17 protein-coding genes and 1 pseudogene are annotated in these 18,070 nt (G+C 62.3%); 12 read left to right on the top strand and 6 right to left on the bottom strand.

Annotated features, from left to right (window positions below):
* The first annotated feature begins 37 nt into the window (after positions 1–37).
* Positions 38–1,534 (top strand): hypothetical protein, encoded by a 1,497-nt coding sequence (locus tag ACZ889_RS24730; protein WP_180689460.1) that lies wholly within the window; start codon positions 38–40, stop codon positions 1,532–1,534.
* A 5-nt stretch (positions 1,535–1,539) separates the two neighbouring features.
* On the opposite strand, the gene ACZ889_RS24725 is transcribed toward ACZ889_RS24730, so the two are convergent.
* The 4 genes from ACZ889_RS24725 to ACZ889_RS24710 all read right to left on the bottom strand — a co-directional run bounded on the left by ACZ889_RS24725 (position 1,540) and on the right by ACZ889_RS24710 (position 6,040).
* Positions 1,540–2,262, bottom strand: coding sequence for a fimbrial biogenesis chaperone (locus ACZ889_RS24725; RefSeq protein ID WP_372340169.1), 723 nt, complete (start codon positions 2,260–2,262; stop codon positions 1,540–1,542).
* Positions 2,263–2,339: 77 nt separating this feature from the next.
* Positions 2,340–2,888 carry a fimbrial protein gene (locus tag ACZ889_RS24720; protein WP_180689461.1) on the bottom strand — a complete coding sequence of 183 codons (549 nt, stop codon included), beginning with the start codon at positions 2,886–2,888 and terminating at the stop codon, positions 2,340–2,342.
* Between the two features lie 214 nt (positions 2,889–3,102).
* The gene (locus tag ACZ889_RS24715; protein WP_003247124.1) at positions 3,103–3,513 is read right to left on the bottom strand and encodes a PA2817 family protein; all 411 of its coding nucleotides are present in this window, start codon (positions 3,511–3,513) and stop codon (positions 3,103–3,105) included.
* Between the two features lie 79 nt (positions 3,514–3,592).
* On the bottom strand, positions 3,593–6,040 hold the full coding sequence (locus ACZ889_RS24710; protein ID WP_476257904.1) for an acyl-CoA dehydrogenase: 2,448 nt from the start codon (positions 6,038–6,040) through the stop codon (positions 3,593–3,595).
* Between the two features lie 392 nt (positions 6,041–6,432).
* Here ACZ889_RS24710 and ACZ889_RS24705 point away from each other — a divergent pair, with 392 nt between their 5' ends.
* From ACZ889_RS24705 to ACZ889_RS24695, 3 genes are all read left to right on the top strand, one after another.
* Entirely contained in the window at positions 6,433–7,056 is a 624-nt protein-coding gene (locus ACZ889_RS24705; RefSeq protein WP_003247126.1) for a glutathione S-transferase, read from the top strand.
* A 133-nt stretch (positions 7,057–7,189) separates the two neighbouring features.
* Entirely contained in the window at positions 7,190–8,122 is a 933-nt protein-coding gene (locus ACZ889_RS24700; RefSeq protein WP_476257903.1) for an ABC transporter ATP-binding protein, read from the top strand.
* Entirely contained in the window at positions 8,119–8,898 is a 780-nt protein-coding gene (locus tag ACZ889_RS24695; protein ID WP_003247128.1) for an ABC transporter permease, read from the top strand. Before ACZ889_RS24700 ends, ACZ889_RS24695 begins: the two co-directional genes overlap by 4 nt.
* 9 nt (positions 8,899–8,907) lie before the next feature.
* Here ACZ889_RS24695 and ACZ889_RS24690 read toward each other — a convergent pair.
* A pseudogene (locus ACZ889_RS24690) lies at positions 8,908–9,414 on the bottom strand (DUF2062 domain-containing protein); the annotation flags it as partial.
* 142 nt (positions 9,415–9,556) lie between these two features.
* Between ACZ889_RS24690 and ACZ889_RS24685 the strand changes: the two are divergent.
* From ACZ889_RS24685 to murB, 8 genes are all read left to right on the top strand, one after another.
* Positions 9,557–11,773: a DNA internalization-related competence protein ComEC/Rec2 gene (locus ACZ889_RS24685; RefSeq protein WP_180689464.1), complete on the top strand. Its 2,217-nt coding sequence runs from the start codon at positions 9,557–9,559 to the stop codon at positions 11,771–11,773.
* 155 nt (positions 11,774–11,928) lie between these two features.
* Positions 11,929–12,564 carry a MotA/TolQ/ExbB proton channel family protein gene (locus tag ACZ889_RS24680; RefSeq protein ID WP_003247132.1) on the top strand — a complete coding sequence of 212 codons (636 nt, stop codon included), beginning with the start codon at positions 11,929–11,931 and terminating at the stop codon, positions 12,562–12,564.
* Positions 12,561–12,995, top strand: coding sequence for an ExbD/TolR family protein (locus ACZ889_RS24675; protein WP_014859651.1), 435 nt, complete (start codon positions 12,561–12,563; stop codon positions 12,993–12,995). The genes ACZ889_RS24680 and ACZ889_RS24675 overlap by 4 nt, the downstream gene beginning before the upstream one ends.
* Positions 12,995–13,996, top strand: a complete 1,002-nt coding sequence (gene lpxK / locus ACZ889_RS24670) for a tetraacyldisaccharide 4'-kinase (protein WP_180689465.1) — start codon at positions 12,995–12,997, stop codon at positions 13,994–13,996. The genes ACZ889_RS24675 and lpxK overlap by 1 nt, the downstream gene beginning before the upstream one ends.
* Before the next feature lie 44 nt (positions 13,997–14,040).
* Positions 14,041–14,226, top strand: a complete 186-nt coding sequence (locus tag ACZ889_RS24665) for a Trm112 family protein (protein WP_003247142.1) — start codon at positions 14,041–14,043, stop codon at positions 14,224–14,226.
* Positions 14,223–14,987: a 3-deoxy-manno-octulosonate cytidylyltransferase gene (gene kdsB / locus ACZ889_RS24660; protein WP_003247143.1), complete on the top strand. Its 765-nt coding sequence runs from the start codon at positions 14,223–14,225 to the stop codon at positions 14,985–14,987. The genes ACZ889_RS24665 and kdsB overlap by 4 nt, the downstream gene beginning before the upstream one ends.
* On the top strand, positions 14,987–15,451 hold the full coding sequence (locus ACZ889_RS24655; protein WP_004575950.1) for a low molecular weight protein-tyrosine-phosphatase: 465 nt from the start codon (positions 14,987–14,989) through the stop codon (positions 15,449–15,451). Before kdsB ends, ACZ889_RS24655 begins: the two co-directional genes overlap by 1 nt.
* Positions 15,448–16,467, top strand: a complete 1,020-nt coding sequence (gene murB / locus ACZ889_RS24650; protein WP_476257902.1) for a UDP-N-acetylmuramate dehydrogenase — start codon at positions 15,448–15,450, stop codon at positions 16,465–16,467. Before ACZ889_RS24655 ends, murB begins: the two co-directional genes overlap by 4 nt.
* Before the next feature lie 163 nt (positions 16,468–16,630).
* Here murB and ACZ889_RS24645 read toward each other — a convergent pair.
* Positions 16,631–18,000, bottom strand: a protein-coding gene (locus ACZ889_RS24645; RefSeq protein WP_372340364.1) for an IS3 family transposase whose coding sequence is annotated in 2 segments (ribosomal slippage) — positions 16,631–17,500 and positions 17,503–18,000 — 1,368 coding nt in all. Because the reading frame shifts where the segments join, the coding sequence is not laid out codon by codon here.
* Positions 18,001–18,070 lie beyond the last annotated feature (70 nt).

Genomic DNA, 18,070 nt, shown 5'->3' with positions numbered 1-18,070 from the left:
TTTCCCTTTTTTTTGGGATTGCGGGAGGGCATGCATCATGCTCAATGCTCAGGGGTGGTTCACAAAGCTTCGTACCTGGCTGAAGGTTATGGTCAGGTCGTCAGACGGTAGGCGGGGGCTGTCGATTGACAAGACGCCGCGTGTCCCCCAGATGCTGGAAAACGTGCCCGGCGGGCAGATGAACTTGTTGCCTGTCAGTGCGCTGAAGGATCCACTGCGGGTCGAAGTGCCGATGTGGCCAAACAGCAACCCTGACCTGGGTCCGGAAACGCTCACGCTGTTCTGGAACACTGATGTCGTCGAGCAAAGAACATTCACCGTTCCAGTCACGGACGCTGACCTCATCATGCATGTTCCTGCCAATTGGCTCGGGGAGGGCGAGCCTGTTCTGAAATACCAGGTAAAAATCTTCAATGGTGTACCTGAAGACTCAGACCCACTTATGCTGACCATCGACCGCCAGGCCCCAATCCTGGCGAGCGACAATAAGGTGCAGCCGCCTCCCGAGGTGGTCACCGGCGGTGTGACCGTGGTGTACCTGGAACAGAACGGCGATGAGTTGTTGGCGACGTTGCCCGCCTACGATACCCCCCAGGTAGGTGACCGCATCAGCTATTACTGGGACCGGCAGCTGGGTAGTGACGAACTGGTTGATGTGCTCAGCCTCACCCAGGCTGATGTGGCGGCGGGGACGCTACCGAAGTTGAAATACGGCGGTGAAATGATTCGTGAGCGTGGAGATGGTCCGCGATTCCTGCACTATCGAGTCGATGATCGTGCTGGCAATCAGAGCGCCGCATCCACTGCCCTGCAACTGACAGTGGCAGCCACGCCTGCTCCACGCACGCTCTCCTGGCCTGAACTGTCGGGGGTGGAGAGTGATGAAGAAACGATTGTGCTGGAAACCGGTTCGTTAGAGGAAGATCTGGAGGCATTGATCCCCGAGGATGCAGGCGTCGGTAGCCTGGAGCCTGTGCAGATGCAGTGGGGCGAACCAGGCCAGGTCGGGGCTGTGACCATTCAGGGTGCGCCTGGTACCCGAAGCTTTATGGTCCCGCTGAAGCATGTGCCCGCCCACAGTGGCAAGACCATCCCGCTGTATTACTTGGCCAGCGGCGATATGTCGATCAAGCGCCAGGTCAGGCTGACTGTATTCAGGCCCTCTGCGCCGGGGCCTCAGATAGAAGAAGCGGGCACTCAATATCTAAGCCTGAGGGATATAGGGGAGGGTGTTCATGTTACCCAAGTCGCTTGGGGGCTCATCAGTACCGACCAGCGTGTCACGATCAGGGCATTCGCTTATGACGCGCAGTCCCAGTTGCAGGAGCATATCGTGCTCGATCAGCATGCAGTCACCGAGCCGGAAATGCTGGACGGGTTTGGGCAAGGGGGAACGCTGATCCTGCCACGGTCCTTTTTTGATACGCTGAAAGCGGACATTACATTCTTCGTGTGGACCACGGTGAGCCTGGATGGCGGTCAGACATGGCCTGAAAGCGGCAGTTTCCGAACCTCGCTCACATTGGTCCCCTGATCCGCCTAAAGATGAACATCGCTTGTCAGTTTTTCGGATGTCGCGCCGTAGTCGTTGATGATCGAGAAGGTTACCTTGGTATCGGGTGCAAGCTGTTTGCCTGGTAACGGATACATTTGTTGTGAGAAGGGCGCCACCATCGCTCTCGCTTGCAGGTTGTGCGCACCGACTTGCACCTGGTTGAAGGTGAAATGATAAGGCGAGGGGTTGTCGACAACCAGGTTGGCCTTGCCGTTGAGTGTCTGCACCGACCATTTCAGCGCTTTGAGGTGTTCTTCGGGTCGGCTTTTCAGGTGGCTAGGGCGATAGAACAGCTTGATGCGGGTGCGCAGGGCGATGTTAAGGAGGTTCGCGTTGGTTTCTAACTGCTGGGGAATCTCCTGCACATTGAAGTAGAACAATGACTCCCGGTCTTCCGGCAAGTCGTTAGGCAACCGATTGATCTGGACCATCTGCTGTTTGCCCGGGTCGAGGCGGAACAGTGCGGGTGAAGCGATCAAGGGGACGGGGGTGACAGTGTCGTCTTCTTCAGTGTTGACCCAAGCCTGTGCGGCGAAGGTGGAGTTACTGGGATTGGCGACGATTACCGATGAGTTGCGCGAATCGGTACCGTGTACGATACGTGTGGAATCGATTGTCAACGCTGCTTGTGCTGGAGATACCGTGGTCGCCAGGCAGCTTGCAAATGCGACAACCCGTAAAGTGAAGAATCGCTGAATGATGGACATCGAGAGGGTGAACCTTCGTTCAAGGTTTTTTGTATCTGGAGGCCCCAGGTGCCGAGTTCCAGCACGTGGGGCAATGATCAGTTGATCGCGACCACGAAGGTGACGGTCGACGCTATATCACCTTGTTCCACCGCTGGCGCTATTTGCTGCAGGCGGGCCGAGAAAACCATCTCGGTCGGATCGCTATCGCTCAGCGGGTAGTCCATGGATGGGGTGTCTGGCGCAAGCAGCGCACCGGTTCGGTCAGAAATTTTCAGGGCCAAGCCCTTGGTGTAACCGAGGCCATCCTGCAGAGCGTAGAGGTCGCTGCTGGTACCGGCCTGGCCGAATACTGGGGTGAAGGTGACGTTCGCGACTGCACTTGAGCCGGGGCGGCAGCCACCGCCTGGGGTGAGCCGTAGCGCAAAACCGATCCGTGGGGTTTCTTGACCGACACCTTTAAAGTCTATTGCCTTGTAGTTGCCCAAGTTCAACAGTGGCATGGGGACGCCGGTGCCTGGTGTCACGACATCAATTGGGCAAGTGCCGCCAGGGCTGACAGTTCCGGTGAAACTCATCGTGCCGTTGTTGGCCATTGCTGCGCTGCTGGTCAACGTGATGGCGAGTATGGAGAGTATTTTTTTCATGCGTCTTCCTAAGTGAAACCAAGCGTGAAGCTTGAACAGGTATGTTCCATTCGTGCCCGTATTTGGGGGGATGGCACCTGATGCAGGGTAGAGAAGGCGCAAGGTAAGGTCTGTAGGAGAAGGTTTTCGTTTTGGCGAGATTTAAGAACAGTGTGCGTGTCACAAATACACAGCCCGGGGCGCTGCCCAGAAAGCTGGGCAGCCGTAACCCGGCTTAGTGGCTGCGGCCCTGGTTCGAGGCGTTCAGCAGTTGCTTCTCCTGATTCCAGTCGAAGGGTTCATCGCTCTGCTCCGCTTCGTAGCGACGCTCCTCCAGTCTCTGGTAAAGGTCCAGTTCCTCGTCTGGCATGAAATGCAAGCAGTCTCCGGCAAAGAACCACAGCAAATCGCGGGGCACCAGGTGAGCGATTTGTGGGTAGCGCTGGATGACTTGGCAGATCAGGTCCTGGCCCAGGTATTGGCTTTCGAGCGGGGCTTGCGGCAGCAGGGTCAGCAGTTCGTCGAAGCGTTCGAGGAACAGGGCGTGGCTTTCCTCCGGCACCTGCTCGGCTTCACCCAGGGCCACCAATATGGTGCGCAGGTGGTTCAGCAGTTGCAGGTGATATTCCAGGTGGGGGTTAGCCATTGGGGCGGTCCTCGGGGTGGTTGAAACGGGGCGCGGAGTATACGCCGGTTGGGGAAGGGGCCGCAAAACGGCCCCTGTCTCAGCGTACCTTGCCTTGCTCCGGCAGCAGCTGTGCCTTGTCGAAGGCATCCACGTCGATCACCGCACGGCGCGCTTGTTCGGCCGCGTGCAGGCGTTGCGCCTGATCAGGCTGAAGCACGCCGCTTTCGACTGCCGCATCGATCACCGACTGCCCAGGTGCGGGCCTTACCTGGCCTTCCTTGATTGCCCGATGCAGCGCATGGTGCACTGGCGTCGCCTCAGCCAGCAGGTCGCAGGCCCGTTGCAGGGCTGCCACCGGGTCGCCGTCAGCGTGCGGCCGGAAGCAACCGGCCAGCAGCTCCTCAAGTGCAGGGTCCCCTTTGCTGCGCCCGATCAGCGCGGCTACCTCGGCGTCCAGCTCATCGCTCGGCCCGGTGTGCCGGCGACCGAAGGGGAACACCAACACCCGTAGCGCGCAGCCGACGAAGCGGTTGGGGAAGTTCTCGAGCAACCGGTCCAGAGCGTGCTCCGCCTGGCCCAGGCTCTCTTCCATGGCCCAGCGCAGCAGGGGCTGCATGTGCTCTGGCGAGCCGAGATCGTGGTAGCGCTTGAGCGCGGCACTGGACAGGTACAGGTAGCTGAGTACATCGCCCAGCCGAGCACTCAGACGTTCCCGGCGCTTGAGCGCGCCGCCCAGCAGCAGCATCGACAGGTCTGCCAGCAGGGCAAAGGCCGCGGCCTGGCGGTTGAGGGCCCGGAAGTACCCCTGGCTCAGCGTGTCCCCCGGTACTTTCTCGAAAACCCCCAACCCCAGGTTGAACACCAGGGTGCTGGCCGCATTGCCGGCGGCGAACAGGATGTGCTTCATCAGCAGGTCATCGAATTCCTGGAGCGCCTGATCGTGGTCTTCACGCCCGGCCAATGCCATTTCCTTGAGCACGAACGGGTGACAGCGGATGGCGCCCTGGCCGAAGATCATCAGGTTGCGCGAAAGGATATTGGCGCCCTCGACCGTGATGAAGATCGGCGCCCCTTGCCAATTGCGGCCCAGGTAGTTGTTCGGGCCCATGATGATGCCCTTGCCACCGTGCACGTCCATGGCGTGCTGGATGCATTCGCGGCCACGCTCGGTCAGGTGGTACTTGAGGATCGCCGATAGCACCGAGGGTTTCTCGCCCAGGTCCACGGCCTTGGCGGTCAGCAGGCGGGCACTGTCCATCAGCCAGGCGTTGCCGCCGATGCGTGCCAGTGATGCCTGGATGCCTTCGAAAGCGGCCAGCGGCACGTTGAACTGCTCGCGGATATTGGCGTACTGGCCGGTGACCAGGCTGGTGTACTTGGCGGCACCGGTGCCGACCGCCGGCAGTGAGATGGAGCGGCCCACCGACAGGCAGTTCATCAACATCATCCAGCCCTTGCCGAGCATGGCCTGGCCACCGATCAGGAAGTCCAGCGGTACGAACACGTCTTTGCCGCTGTTGGGGCCGTTCATGAAGGCGGCGCCCAGCGGCAGGTGACGTTTGCCGATTTCGACGCCGGGCGTGTTGGTGGGGATCAGGGCCAGGCTGATGCCGAGCTCCTCCTGTTCGCCCAACAGATGGTCGGGGTCGTAGGCTTTGAAGGCCAGGCCCAGCAGGGTGGCGACCGGGCCGAGGGTGATGTAGCGCTTTTCCCAGTTCAGGCGCAGGCCGATCACTTCTTCGCCGTGCCACTGGCCTTTGCAGATGATGCCGGTGTCGGGCATGGCGCCAGCGTCGGAGCCGGCCAGTGGGCCGGTGAGGGCGAAGCAGGGGATTTCCTCGCCTCGGGCCAGGCGGGGCAGGTAGTGGTTGCGTTGTTCGTCGGTGCCGTAATGCAGCAGCAGTTCGGCAGGGCCCAGGGAGTTGGGCACCATCACCGTGGAGGCCAGGTCGCCGCTGCGGGTGGCCAGCTTCATCGCCACCTGAGAGTGGGCGTAGGCGGAAAAGCCCTTGCCGCCGTATTCCTTGGGGATGATCAGGGCGAAAAAGCCATGCTGCTTGATATGTGCCCAGGCTTCGGGCGGCAAGTCCAGGTCCTGGCCGATCTGCCAGTCGCTGACCATGGCGCACAGTGCTTCGGTCGGGCCATCGATGAAGGCCTGTTCTTCATCGGTCAATTTCGGTGCCGGGTAGGCCAGCAAGGTGCGCCAGTCGGGGCGGCCACTGAACAGTTCGCCGTCCCACCACACGGTACCGGCGTCGATGGCTTCGCGCTCAGTCTGGGACATGGGCGGCAGGGTGCGCTGGAACCAGCGGAATACTGGGGCGGTAAACACCTTGCGTCGCCACTGCGGGAGCGCAACCAGGGCGATCTTCAGGGCCAGCACCACCCAGATCAGGGCCAGCAGCCAGCCGGGGGCACTGCTGAAAATGCCCATCAACAGCACATAGGCCGCCAGGATGCCGAGAATCTGCAAGGGCGCCAGGCGCCGGTGCGTGAGGTACGCCGCGCCGATCACCAGCACCACCAACCACAACAGCAACATAATCGGTCCTCCTTGGAACCAAGGGCTTGAGCCATCCCAGACAGCTTAGACGCAATGCTGTGAACGGCATGTTCAGAACAGTGACAGGGTGTGGCGGTGGGAGTTTCAGTTCATGTGTTCGCCTGTACCGTTCCATTCCCTCCTACAACGGTATGTGGCGAGCCCCCCGATCGATGTAGGTGCGGGCTTGCCCGCGAATGCGATGGTGCTGCGACGGTGAATGATCTGGGATATTGGCCGGCAGGGCCGGCCCTTTCGCGGGTAAACCCGCTCCTACGACGGTACGTGGCAACATCACCGAGCGATGCAGGGGCTTGCCCGCGAAGAGGCCCGTACAGGCGGCGAAGGTCTGGAGTAGACTGTGCCACCTCCGCACTCAAAAGGATGTTGCCATGCTGAAGATCTGGGGCCGCAAGAATTCGAGCAATGTGCGCAAGGCGCTGTGGATCGCCCACGAGCTGGGCCTGGACTTCGAATCCATCGACGCCGGCGGCGCCTTCGGCGTGGTCAACGAGCCGCACTACCGCGCCCGCAACCCCAACGGCCTGGTGCCGATGCTCGAAGACGGCGACCTGACTTTGTGGGAATCCAACACCATCGTTCGCTACCTGTGCGCGGAGTACGGCACGGAGCAGGGCTGGTATCTGGCAGACCCACGCCAGCGCGCCCTGGCCGACAAGTGGATGGACTGGACCACATCGTCCTTCGCCGCACCCTTCCGCCCGCTGTTCTGGGGGCTGCTGCGCACGCCGGAAGACCAGCGCGACTGGGTGGCGATCAACGCCGCGCACAAGCAGTGCGCGCAATTACTGGCCATTGCCGACGAAACCCTGGCCAATCAGCCGTACCTGTCCGGTGACCAGATCGGCATGGGCGACATCCCACTGGGTAGCTTCATCTATGCCTGGTTCGAACTGCCCATCGAGCGCCCGGACATGTACCACCTTCAAGCCTGGTATGAGCGCCTGAAGCAACGCCCGGCCTACCAGGCCGCCGTGATGACCGCGCTCACTTGAACCCGCTTCGATAGTCATTATCAATAGATGTGACTGTACTTGTGCAGCCTGGCCTTGCACCATGGCTGCACTCACTGCGCCAGTGACTTTACCTGGCGTGTCCTGCACCTTTTTCTTCGGTAAGTGACCCGCTATGAGTTCCGCCCTGTCCATCCGACAGCTGACCAAGACCTACGGCAATGGCTTTCAGGCCCTCAAAGGCATCGACCTCGATGTTGCCGAAGGCGACTTCTTCGCCTTGCTCGGCCCCAACGGCGCCGGCAAATCCACCACCATCGGCATTCTCTCGACCCTGGTGAACAAGACCAGCGGCACAGTGAGCGTGTTCGGTCACGACCTGGACCGCGAGCCCTCCGCGCTCAAGCGTTGCCTGGGCGTGGTGCCGCAAGAGTTCAACTTCAACCAGTTCGAGAAGACCTTCGACATCGTCGTGACCCAAGCCGGGTACTATGGCATCCCGCCCAAGCTGGCCAAGGAGCGCGCCGAGCAGTACCTGACCCAGCTGGGCCTGTGGGACAAACGTGATGTGCAGTCGCGTTCGTTGTCCGGCGGCATGAAGCGGCGTCTGATGATTGCCCGCGCATTGATCCACGAACCGCGTCTGCTGATCCTGGACGAACCCACCGCCGGGGTGGATATCGAGCTGCGCCGCTCGATGTGGAGCTTCCTCACCGAGCTGAACCAGAAGGGCATCACCATCATCCTCACCACGCACTACCTGGAAGAGGCTGAACAGCTGTGCCGTAACATCGGCATCATCGACCATGGCACCATCGTCGAGAACACCAGCATGCGCGAGTTGCTGGGCAAGCTGCATGTCGAAACCTTCGTGCTCGACCTCAAGCAGGACCTGGCCACGGCGCCGGTACTGCAGGGCTACCCGTGCCGGCTGCTGACCCCGCATAGCCTGGAAGTGCAGGTGGAGAAGGACATCGGCATCACCGCGCTGTTCGGCCAGCTGGCGCTGCAGAACATCGAGGTACAGAGCCTGCGCAACAAGACCAACCGACTTGAGGAGCTGTTCGTGTCCCTGGTGGAAAAAAACCTGTCGAAGGTGGCCGTATGAGTGTGGAACTGCGCACTAACTGGGTCGCCCTGAACACCATCGTCTACCGCGAAGTGCGGCGCTTCCTGCGCATCTGGCCGCAAACGTTGCTGCCGCCAGCGATCACCATGGTCCTGTACTTCGTCATCTTCGGTAACCTGATTGGCCGGCAGATCGGCGACATGGGTGGCTTCACCTACATGCAGTACATCGTGCCGGGGCTGATCATGATGTCGGTGATCACCAACTCATACGGCAACGTGGTGTCGAGCTTTTTCGGCAGCAAGTTCCAGCGCTCGATCGAAGAACTGATGGTGTCGCCGGTGTCGCCGCACACCATTCTCGTCGGCTATGTGCTGGGTGGGGTGCTGCGTGGTTTGGCGGTGGGGGTGATCGTGACCATCCTGTCGATGTTCTTCACCGACCTGCAGGTGCACCACCTGGGCGTGACCGTGGTGGTGGTGCTGCTGACAGCCACCATTTTTTCGCTGCTTGGCTTCGTCAACGCAGTGTTCGCGCGCAACTTCGACGATATCTCGATCATCCCGACCTTCGTGCTGACGCCGCTGACCTACCTGGGCGGGGTGTTCTACTCGATCAACCTGCTGCCGCCGTTCTGGCAGACCGTGTCGTTGGCCAACCCGGTGCTGCACATGGTCAACTCGTTCCGCTACGGCATTCTAGGGGTGTCGGATATCAGCATTGGCACGGCGATCACCTTCATGCTGGTGGCCACTGCGGTGCTCTACGTTGTTTGCGTTCGCTTGCTGGTCAGCGGCCGTGGCATGCGGGCCTGAAGCCTTGCACCGGCATTGGCGACGACGCCACTGCCGGCCCACCCACCAGCGCCAGTAGAACATGGTGGTGAAGTAGGCAAGGATGCCCAGCACCACGCCGCACACCACCGAGCCGAGCAGGAAGGGTTGCCACAGCGTCGACAGCTGGTCGGTGATCCACTGGAAGGTCAGCTCATCGGGCAGGGTGCGCGGCGGTACCTGCATCAGCCAGGCACCGGTCATGTAGGTGACGAAGAACACCGGCGGCATGGTCAACGGGTTGGTCAGCCACACCAGGCTGACGGCGACCGGCAGGTTGCCGCGCACCGGGATCGCCAGGGCCGCCGCCAGCAGCATCTGCATCGGGATGGGAATAAGCGCCGCGAACAGGCCCACACCCATGGCTCTGGCCACCGAATGGCGGTTCAGGTGCCAGAGGTTGGGGTCGTGCAGCAATTTGCCGAAAAAGCGTAAGGACTTGTGTTCCCGAATGCTGGTCGGGTCCGGCATGTAGCGTTTGAAAAGTCGGCGCGGCATGTAGGCTCCCGGAGCGTTGACCCTGGCAGTATGCCCTTAATCCTGCTCCGCCTCGTTTAGAGTTTGTGACAATTGTTGAGCAAGCGATGCCGGCAATTGAGCTATGCCTCAGGAGGTGACTCGCCTTCTGGAGCTCTACCTCATGCGCACAGGGATGTTTGCGCTCGCGCTCGGGCTGTTGTGCCTGGGCTTTCTGCCCGCATTGCCATCGGTCGGATGGTTGATAACCCTGGCAGCCTGCGCTGTCGGCAGCCTGTTTACCCGCGTATGGCCGTTGGGATGGTTTCTGCTGGGCTTGTGTTGGGCGTGCGGGTCTGCTCAGCAGGCCCTTGATGATCGTCTGGCTGCCGGCCTGGAGGGGCGCACCTTGTGGCTGGAGGGGCGGGTGGCGGGTTTGCCGGCCCGCACTGCACAAGGCGTGCGTTTCGAGCTGGAAGCGCCACGCTCGCGGCGGGCCGAACTGCCTCAGCGTTTGCAACTGAGCTGGTTCGATGGGCCGCCGCTGCGGGCGGGCGAGCAGTGGCGGCTGGCGGTGACCTTGCAACGCCCGGCCGGGCTGCTGAACCCGCACGGGCCTGACCGGGAAGCGCAGTTGCTGGCGCGACGGGTGGGGGCTACGGGTACGGTCAAGGCGGGGCAGTTGCTGGCGCCAGTCGCCGGTGGTTGGCGCGATGCGCTGCGTCAGCGCTTGCTGATGGTCGAAGCCAATGGCCGGCAGGCAGCGCTGGTGGCACTGGTGCTTGGCGATGGTGCGGGCATGGCCCGGGAGGACTGGCAGACGTTGCAGGCCACCGGCACGGTGCACCTGCTGGTGATTTCCGGCCAGCACATCGGCCTGGTCGCCGGTTTACTCTATGGCCTGGTCGCCGGGCTGGCGCGTTGGGGGCTATGGCCGGCAAGGCTACCGTGGTTACCCTGGGCCTGTGGCCTGGCCATGGCCGCAGCGCTGGCCTACGGGTGGCTGGCGGGTGGTGGGGTGCCAGTGCAGCGGGCCTGTCTGATGCTGGCCGTGGTGCTGCTCTGGCGTCTGCGCTTTCGCCACCTTGGCGCTTTTTTTCCGTTGCTGTTTGCACTGGTCGCTGTGCTTGTATTCGAGCCACTGGCGGCGTTGCTGCCTGGGTTCTGGCTGTCGTTCGCCGCCGTGGCCACGCTCATCTACTGCTTCAGTGCCCGGTTGGGTGGTTGGCGGCCCTGGCAGGCCTGGACACGAGCGCAATGGGTGATCGCCGTCGGCTTGCTGCCGGTGTTGCTGGCCACCGGCTTGCCGGTGAGCCTCAGTGCGCCGCTGGCCAACCTTGTGGCGGTGCCGTGGGTCAGCCTGGCGGTCTTGCCGTTGGCGTTGCTGGGCACGCTGATGTTGCCGCTGGCGGGCGTTGGCGAGGCGTTGCTCTGGCTGGCAGGTGGCCTGCTGGATGTGCTGTTCCGCGGGCTGGCGCTGGTGGCGCAACAGCGCCCGGCATGGGTGCCGCCGGCCCTGCCGTGGTGGGCCTGGCTGCTGGTATGTCTGGGTGCGCTGTTGCTTTTGCTGCCTCGTGGTGTGCCGCTGCGCGGGTTGGGAGGGGTGATGCTGCTGGCGCTGTGGGTACCCAGGGAGCCGGTGCCGTTTGGCCAAATCGAGGTCTGGCAGCTGGATGTCGGCCAGGGGCTGGCGGTGCTCTTGCGTACGCGGCATCACAGCCTGCTTTACGATGCCGGGCCGGCCAGGGGGGAAAGCGACTTGGGGGAACGCGTGGTGCTGCCAACCTTGCGCAAGCTGGGGGTGGGCGGCCTTGACGTGATGGTGATCAGCCATGCGCATGCCGATCATGCGGGCGGGGCCGAGGCCATTGCGCGTGGTTTGCCGATCAAGCGGATAATCGGTGGGGAAGCGCTGGTTGATATTCCCTTGCAGCCTTGTGCCAGTGGCGAGCAATGGGATTGGGATGGCGTGCGCTTTTCGCTGTGGCGCTGGGTGGACGGGCAGAGCAGTAATGACCGTTCCTGTGTGCTGTTGGTCGAGGCGCAGGGCGAGCGCTTGCTGCTGGCGGGGGATATGGAAGTTGCTGCCGAACGGGCCTGGCTGGCGGACACTGAAGTGCCGCGTATCGACTGGCTGCAGGCGCCGCATCATGGCAGTCGCAGCTCGTCCACCGAGGCGTTCGTCCGGGCTACCGCACCGCGCGGGGTATTGATTTCGCGGGGGCGCAACAACAGCTTCGGGCACCCCCACGTGCAGGTGGTCGAGCGGTATAAGCGGCATGGGGTGGTGATGCATGATACGGCAGTGGAGGGGGCATTGCGGTTGGTGCTGGGGCGGCATGGGGAGGTTGAGGGTGTGCGCCGACAGCGGCGATTCTGGCGTGATGTGGGGGGTGGCTGATCTGGCCCTTTCGCGGGTAAAGCCGCTGCCACAGGTACTGCACGGCCCAGAGGGCCGACCCGGTAGCCCGACAGCCTAATTCCCTGACCTCCGGCAGATGAGCCCTCGGCGCGCCTATGGTAGAGTGGCGGCCTTTTTCCGAAGGGGCGTTTACTGTGTGGGAATTGGTCAAGTCCGGTGGTTGGATGATGCTGCCGATCATTCTGAGTTCCATCGTTGCCATGGCTATCGTCGTCGAGCGCCTGTGGACCCTGCGTGCCAGCCGCGTCACCCCGCCCCACCTGCTGGGCCAGGTGTGGATGTGGATCAAGGACAAGCAACTGACCAGTGACAAGCTCAAGGCGCTGCGGGCCGATTCGCCACTGGGCGAAATCCTGGCAGCGGGCCTCGCCAACTCGCGCCATGGTCGTGAAATCATGAAAGAGTGCATCGAGGAGGCCGCCTCGCGCGTCATCCACGAACTGGAACGCTACATCAGCACCCTCGGCACCATCGCCGCCATGGCGCCTCTGCTGGGCCTGCTGGGCACCGTGCTGGGCATGATCGACATTTTCAGCGCCTTCATGGGCTCGCAGATGACCGCCAACGCCGCCGTGCTGGCCGGTGGTATCTCCAAGGCCCTGGTCACCACTGCGGCAGGCCTGATGGTCGGTATCCCGGCGGTGTTCTTCCACCGCTTCCTGCTGCGCCGCATCGATGAGCTGGTGGTCGGCATGGAGCAGGAGGCGATCAAGCTGGTGGAAGTGATCCAGGGCGACCGTGAAGTGGAAGTGGCCGGAGGCAAGGCGTGAAGTTCCGGCGCAATCGCCAGCGGGAGAACGTCGACATCAACCTGGCGTCGCTGATCGACGTGGTGTTCGTCCTGCTGCTGTTCTTCGTGGTTACCACCACCTTCACCCGCGAAACGCAACTTCGCGTCGAGCTGCCCGAAGCCACCAGCGCCGAGCCGGCGCCGGCCGACCCGGGCAAGCTGGTGGAAATCACCATCAGCGCCGAAGGCGTGTATTCGGTGAATAACCACCTGCTGCCCAAAAGCGATCTGGCCACCCTGAGCGAGGCCATAGCGCGCGAGTCGGGCGGCGACAACACGCTGCCGCTGGCCATCAGCGCCGACGGCAAGACCCCGCACCAGGCTGTGGTCACCGCAATGGATGCTGCCGGCAAGCTCGGTTTCAGCCAGTTGCGCATGACCACCGTCGAGGCGGCCCAGGGCACGCCTTGATGGCGTTCGCCGACCGCTTGCTCGCTGCCTGGTACGCCGGGCATCCGGCGCTGGCGCTGCTGCGTCCGCTGGAGGCCTTGTATCGCCGCGTGGTCACGCGCAAGCGCGCGCGTTTTCTAAGGGGTGACAGTGCCAGCTACCGGGCACCGGTACCGGTCATTGTGGTGGGCAACATCACCGTCGGTGGCACCGGCAAGACGCCGATGATCCTCTGGCTGATCGAACGCTGTCGCCAGCAGGGGCTGAAGGTGGGTGTGGTCAGCCGCGGTTATGGTGCCAAGCCTCCACAGCTGCCCTGGCGGGTGCAGGCCGATCAGGCGGCCGATCAGGCGGGCGACGAGCCGCTGCTGATCGTGCAACGCACCGGCGTGCCACTGATGATCGACCCCGATCGCTCCCGTGCCGTGCAGGCATTGCTGGCCAGCGAACCCCTCGACCTGATCCTGTGCGACGACGGTATGCAACATTACCGCCTGGCCCGTGACCTGGAACTGGTGCTGATCGACGCTGCCCGCGGCCTGGGCAATGGCCGCTGCCTGCCGGCGGGGCCGTTGCGTGAGCCGGCCGACCGCTTGCGTGAGGCTGACGCGGTGCTGTTCAACGGCGCCAGCGAAGACCGCACCGAGGGTTTTGGTTTCCGCCTGCAGCCGTCGGCCCTGGTCAACGTGCGCACTGGCGAGCGCCGTGCGCTCGACCATTTCCCCGCCGGCCAGCGCCTGCATGCGGTGGCCGGTATCGGCAACCCGCAACGTTTCTTCAACACCCTGCTGGGGCTAAACTGGCAGCCGGTGCCGCATCCCTTCGCCGACCATGCGCAGTTCAGTGCCCGGAGCCTGGTTTTCAGCCCGCCACTGCCGCTGGTCATGACCGAGAAGGACGCGGTGAAATGCCGGGCCTTTGCCGCTGACGACTGGTGGTACCTGGCCGTCGAAGCGCAGCCTACGCCGGCTTTCAGCGCCTGGTTCGACAACCAGCTGCAACGCTTGTTGCGCAAACCCTGAGCCCGTTTTCAATTTCCGGCCACCTGGCCTAAAGGAAGCCTCCAATGGACACCAAACTGCTTGATATCCTGGCCTGCCCGATCACCAAGGGCCCGCTCAAGCTGAGCGCCGACAAGACCGAGCTGATCAGCAAAGGCGCTGGCCTGGCCTACCCGATTCGCGACGGTATCCCGGTCATGCTGGAAAGCGAGGCACGCACCCTGACCGACGACGAGCGTCTTGACAAATGAGCCTGGAATTTACGGTAGTAATCCCCGCCCGGCTGCGCTCCACCCGCCTGCCAGGCAAACCGCTGCTGCTGATTGCCGGCAAGCCAATGGTGCAACATGTGTGGGAGCAGGCCCGCAAGAGCGGTGCCAGCCGTGTGGTCATCGCCACCGACGACACCAGCATCCTCGAAGCCTGCCAGGCCTTCGGTGCCGAAGTGCTGATGACCCGTGCCGATCATGAATCGGGCACTGACCGCCTGGCCGAAGTGGCCGCGTACCTAGGGTTGCCGGCTGACGCCATTGTGGTCAACGTGCAGGGCGACGAGCCGCTGATCCCGCCGGTGATCATCGACCAGGTGGCGGCCAACCTGGCGGCGCATCCGGAAGCCGGTATCGCCACCCTGGCCGAGCCGATCCATGAACCGGAAACCGTGTTCAACCCGAACGCGGTCAAGGTGGTGAGTGACAAGAACGGCCTGGCCCTGACGTTCAGCCGAGCGCCGCTGCCCTGGGCCCGCGATACCTTTGCCAAGGCCCGCGACGTGCTGCCGGAAGGGGTGCCCTATCGCCGTCATATTGGCATGTACGCCTACCGTGTCGGCTTCCTGCACGACTTCGTCAGCTGGGGCCCATGCTGGCTCGAGCAGGCTGAAGCGCTGGAGCAGCTGCGTGCCCTGTGGCACGGCGTACGCATTCACATCGAGGACGCCATCGAGGCGCCAGCCGTGGGTGTCGACACCCCTGAGGATCTGGAGCGCGTACGGCGCTTGCTGGAGGCCTGATGCGCGTCCTGTTCGTGTGCTTGGGCAACATCTGCCGCTCGCCCACCGCCGAAGGCGTGCTGCGCCATCAATTGCACGCCGCCGGGCTCGCTGACAAGGTGCAGGTGGCTTCTGCCGGCACCGGCGATTGGCATGTCGGCAAGGCGCCAGACAGCCGCACCTGCAAGGCGGCGCTGGCGCGCGGTTACGACCTGTCGCAGCAACGCGCCCAACAGGTCAAGGCATCGCACTTCGCCGAATACGATCTGGTGTTGGCCATGGATGAGCACAACCTGCGCGATCTGCGCGCCCTGCGCCCGTCCACGGCAGTGGGCGAACTCGACCTGTTCCTGCGCCGCTACGGTGCAGCCCTGGATGAAGTGCCAGACCCGTACTACGGTGGCGCCGACGGCTTCGAGCAGGTGCTGGACCTGGTGGAAGCGGCTTGCCAGGCGCTGGTACTGGAAATCAAGGGGCGTCTATGACAGTGCAGTGGCAGGAGCAGGTATCGCTCAAGCCTTACAATACCTTCGGCATCGACGTGAAGGCGCGCTATTTCAGCCAGGTGCAGGACGACCAGCAGGTGCGTCAGGCACTGGGCCAGGCACAGCAGAGGGGCTTGCCGGTACTGGTGATCGGGGGTGGCAGCAACCTGCTGCTGACCCGCGATATCGATGCACTGGTGCTGCACATGGCCAGCCGCGGTCGGCGTGTGCTCAGTGACGATGGCGAGCGTATCGTGGTCGAAGCCGAGGCCGGTGAGCCATGGCACGCGTTTGTGCAATGGGCGCTGGCGCAGGGCTATTGCGGGTTGGAGAACCTCAGCCTGATCCCCGGCACCGTGGGTGCTGCGCCGATGCAGAACGTGGGCGCTTACGGGGTGGAAATCAAGGACGTATTCGCCGGGCTGACAGCCCTGGACCGTGAGACGGGCGCGCTGCGTGACTTCAGTTTGGCGGAATGTGCTTTCGGCTATCGCGACAGCCTTTTCAAGCGCAATCCCGGCCGCTGGTTGATCCTGCGTGTGCGCTTTGCCTTGACCCGCACCCTGCACGCTCATCTGGACTATGGCCCGGTGCGCCATCGTCTGTCTGAGCAGGGTGTGACCGAGATGACCGCGCAAGCGATCAGCGATGCAGTCTGCAGCATTCGCCGCGAGAAGCTGCCAGACCCGGTAGAGCTTGGCAATGCCGGGAGCTTCTTCAAGAACCCGGTGGTAACGGCTGATCTGGTCGAGCGAATTCGTGCGCAGTATCCCGCGGTTGTGGCTTACCCCCAAGCGGATGGCCAGGTGAAACTGGCGGCGGGCTGGTTGATTGAGCAGGCGGGCTGGAAGGGTCATCGTGACGGTGATGCTGGCGTGCATCGCTTGCAGTCGCTGGTGCTGGTCAACTATGGCCAGGCGAGCGGAGCGCAGATGTATGCGCTGGCGCGCAAGATTCAGGCGGATATCTTCGAGCGGTTTGGGGTTGAGCTGGAGATGGAGCCTAATCTTTACTGATTTGCCGGCTGTGAACCCCCGTAGGAGCGGGTTTACCCGCGAAAGGGCCGGGCCTGGTGGCCAATTTCCACCCGCCGTTCACCGTTGCCGCCGCTACCGTATTCGCGGGTAAACCCGCTCCTACACCTGATTGAGCTGCGCCCCAGATGTTGGACGGTCGGTGCTAGGCTACCTCAGCTTGAGTTCTGTAAGCCACAGGACTCAGGCCGTTGAGTTTCATTTTAATGCGGTCATGGTTGTAATAGTGGATGTACTCATCCAGTCCCGCCTGTAGCTCTGCGACGCTTTTGAAGCGCTCACGGTAGAAGTATTCCGATTTCAGCGTGCCGAAAAAACTCTCCATCGCGGCGTTGTCCAGGCAGTTACCTTTGCGTGACATGCTTTGCTCAAGCCCTGCTTCCTTCACACGTGCACAGTAATCAGGGTATCGGTAGTGCCATCCTTGGTCCGAGTGCAGCAGTGGTTTGTTGCCCGCCGGAAGCAGTTGAATCGCGCGCTCCAGCATTTCGCCGACCAAGGTGAAGCGCGGTCTGGTGTCGGTGCGATACGTCACGATTTCGCCGTTGTACAGATCCATTACAGGCGAGAGGTACAGCTTTTCACCCGCCACTTTGAACTCAGTGACATCGGTAACCCACTTCTGGTTAGGCTGATCAGCCTGGAAATTACGCTTGAGAATATTAGGCGCGGCTTCTCCCATCAGGCCCCGATACGCCTTGTACTTCTTCGGACGGACCGTGCACTTGAGGTCTAGAGCAGCCATCAGCCGGCGCACCTTTTTACTGTTAACCAACTGCCCAGAACTGCGCAGCGCAGAGGTAACCCGCCGATAACCATAACGACCGCGATGTCGGTCGCAGATCTCCTGGATCGAGATTTTGAGAGAGGCACACTTATCCCCGGCCTCAAGCAGCCCTAGCTGGTAATAGTAAGTACTGCGTGGCAGGCCGGCAGCCTTGAGCAGATCGGCAAACGGGTAGTGTTCGCGCAAAGCCCTTACTAGCCGGGTTTTTTCCTGGCTTTCTTCAGCCTCGCCTTCTCCTCGTCGAGCTCCTCGAGCTTTTTTAGGTAGGCGTTCTCCGCTTCAAGCTGGCGAAGTCTCTTGAGCAGCTCCGCATGGGTAAGCTCCTCGATAGGTTTGGGAGCGGTCTCTTCGGGCTTGCGCGGGGCTTTAGGCATAGGGTTAACCAATATCTTTTTGCTTGAGGACAGGGCTTGGAAGCCGCCACTGTAATACTGTTCCTCCCAGTGCCGCACCTGAGATGAGTTACCCAGGTTGAACAACGCTGCGGTGGCCCGGAGCGACAGCTTCTCGCGCCACATACGGTAGAGCACAGAAAGCTTGAACTCGCTGCTGTAATGACCGCCAGGCTTCTCGAAGCTGGCCTCACCATGTAACTGATAGGACATGACCCAACGGCGCAGCAAAGTCGGATCGATTTGAAACAGCGCCGCGATGTGGCGAAAGCCTCGGCCACGCTTGAGGAAAGCCTGGATGGCTGACTGCTTGAATTGTGTTGAGTACTTGCTCATGAAAACCCCCAGATGATGGACAGATGTCCAACATCTGGGGCGCAGCTCAGATCGGGGATGGACACACATC

It is taken from the genome of Pseudomonas sp. TE3895 (genome assembly GCF_056278855.1).
Note: the sequence above shows the minus strand (reverse complement) of the source record. Positions and strands in the feature narration are given on the sequence as shown.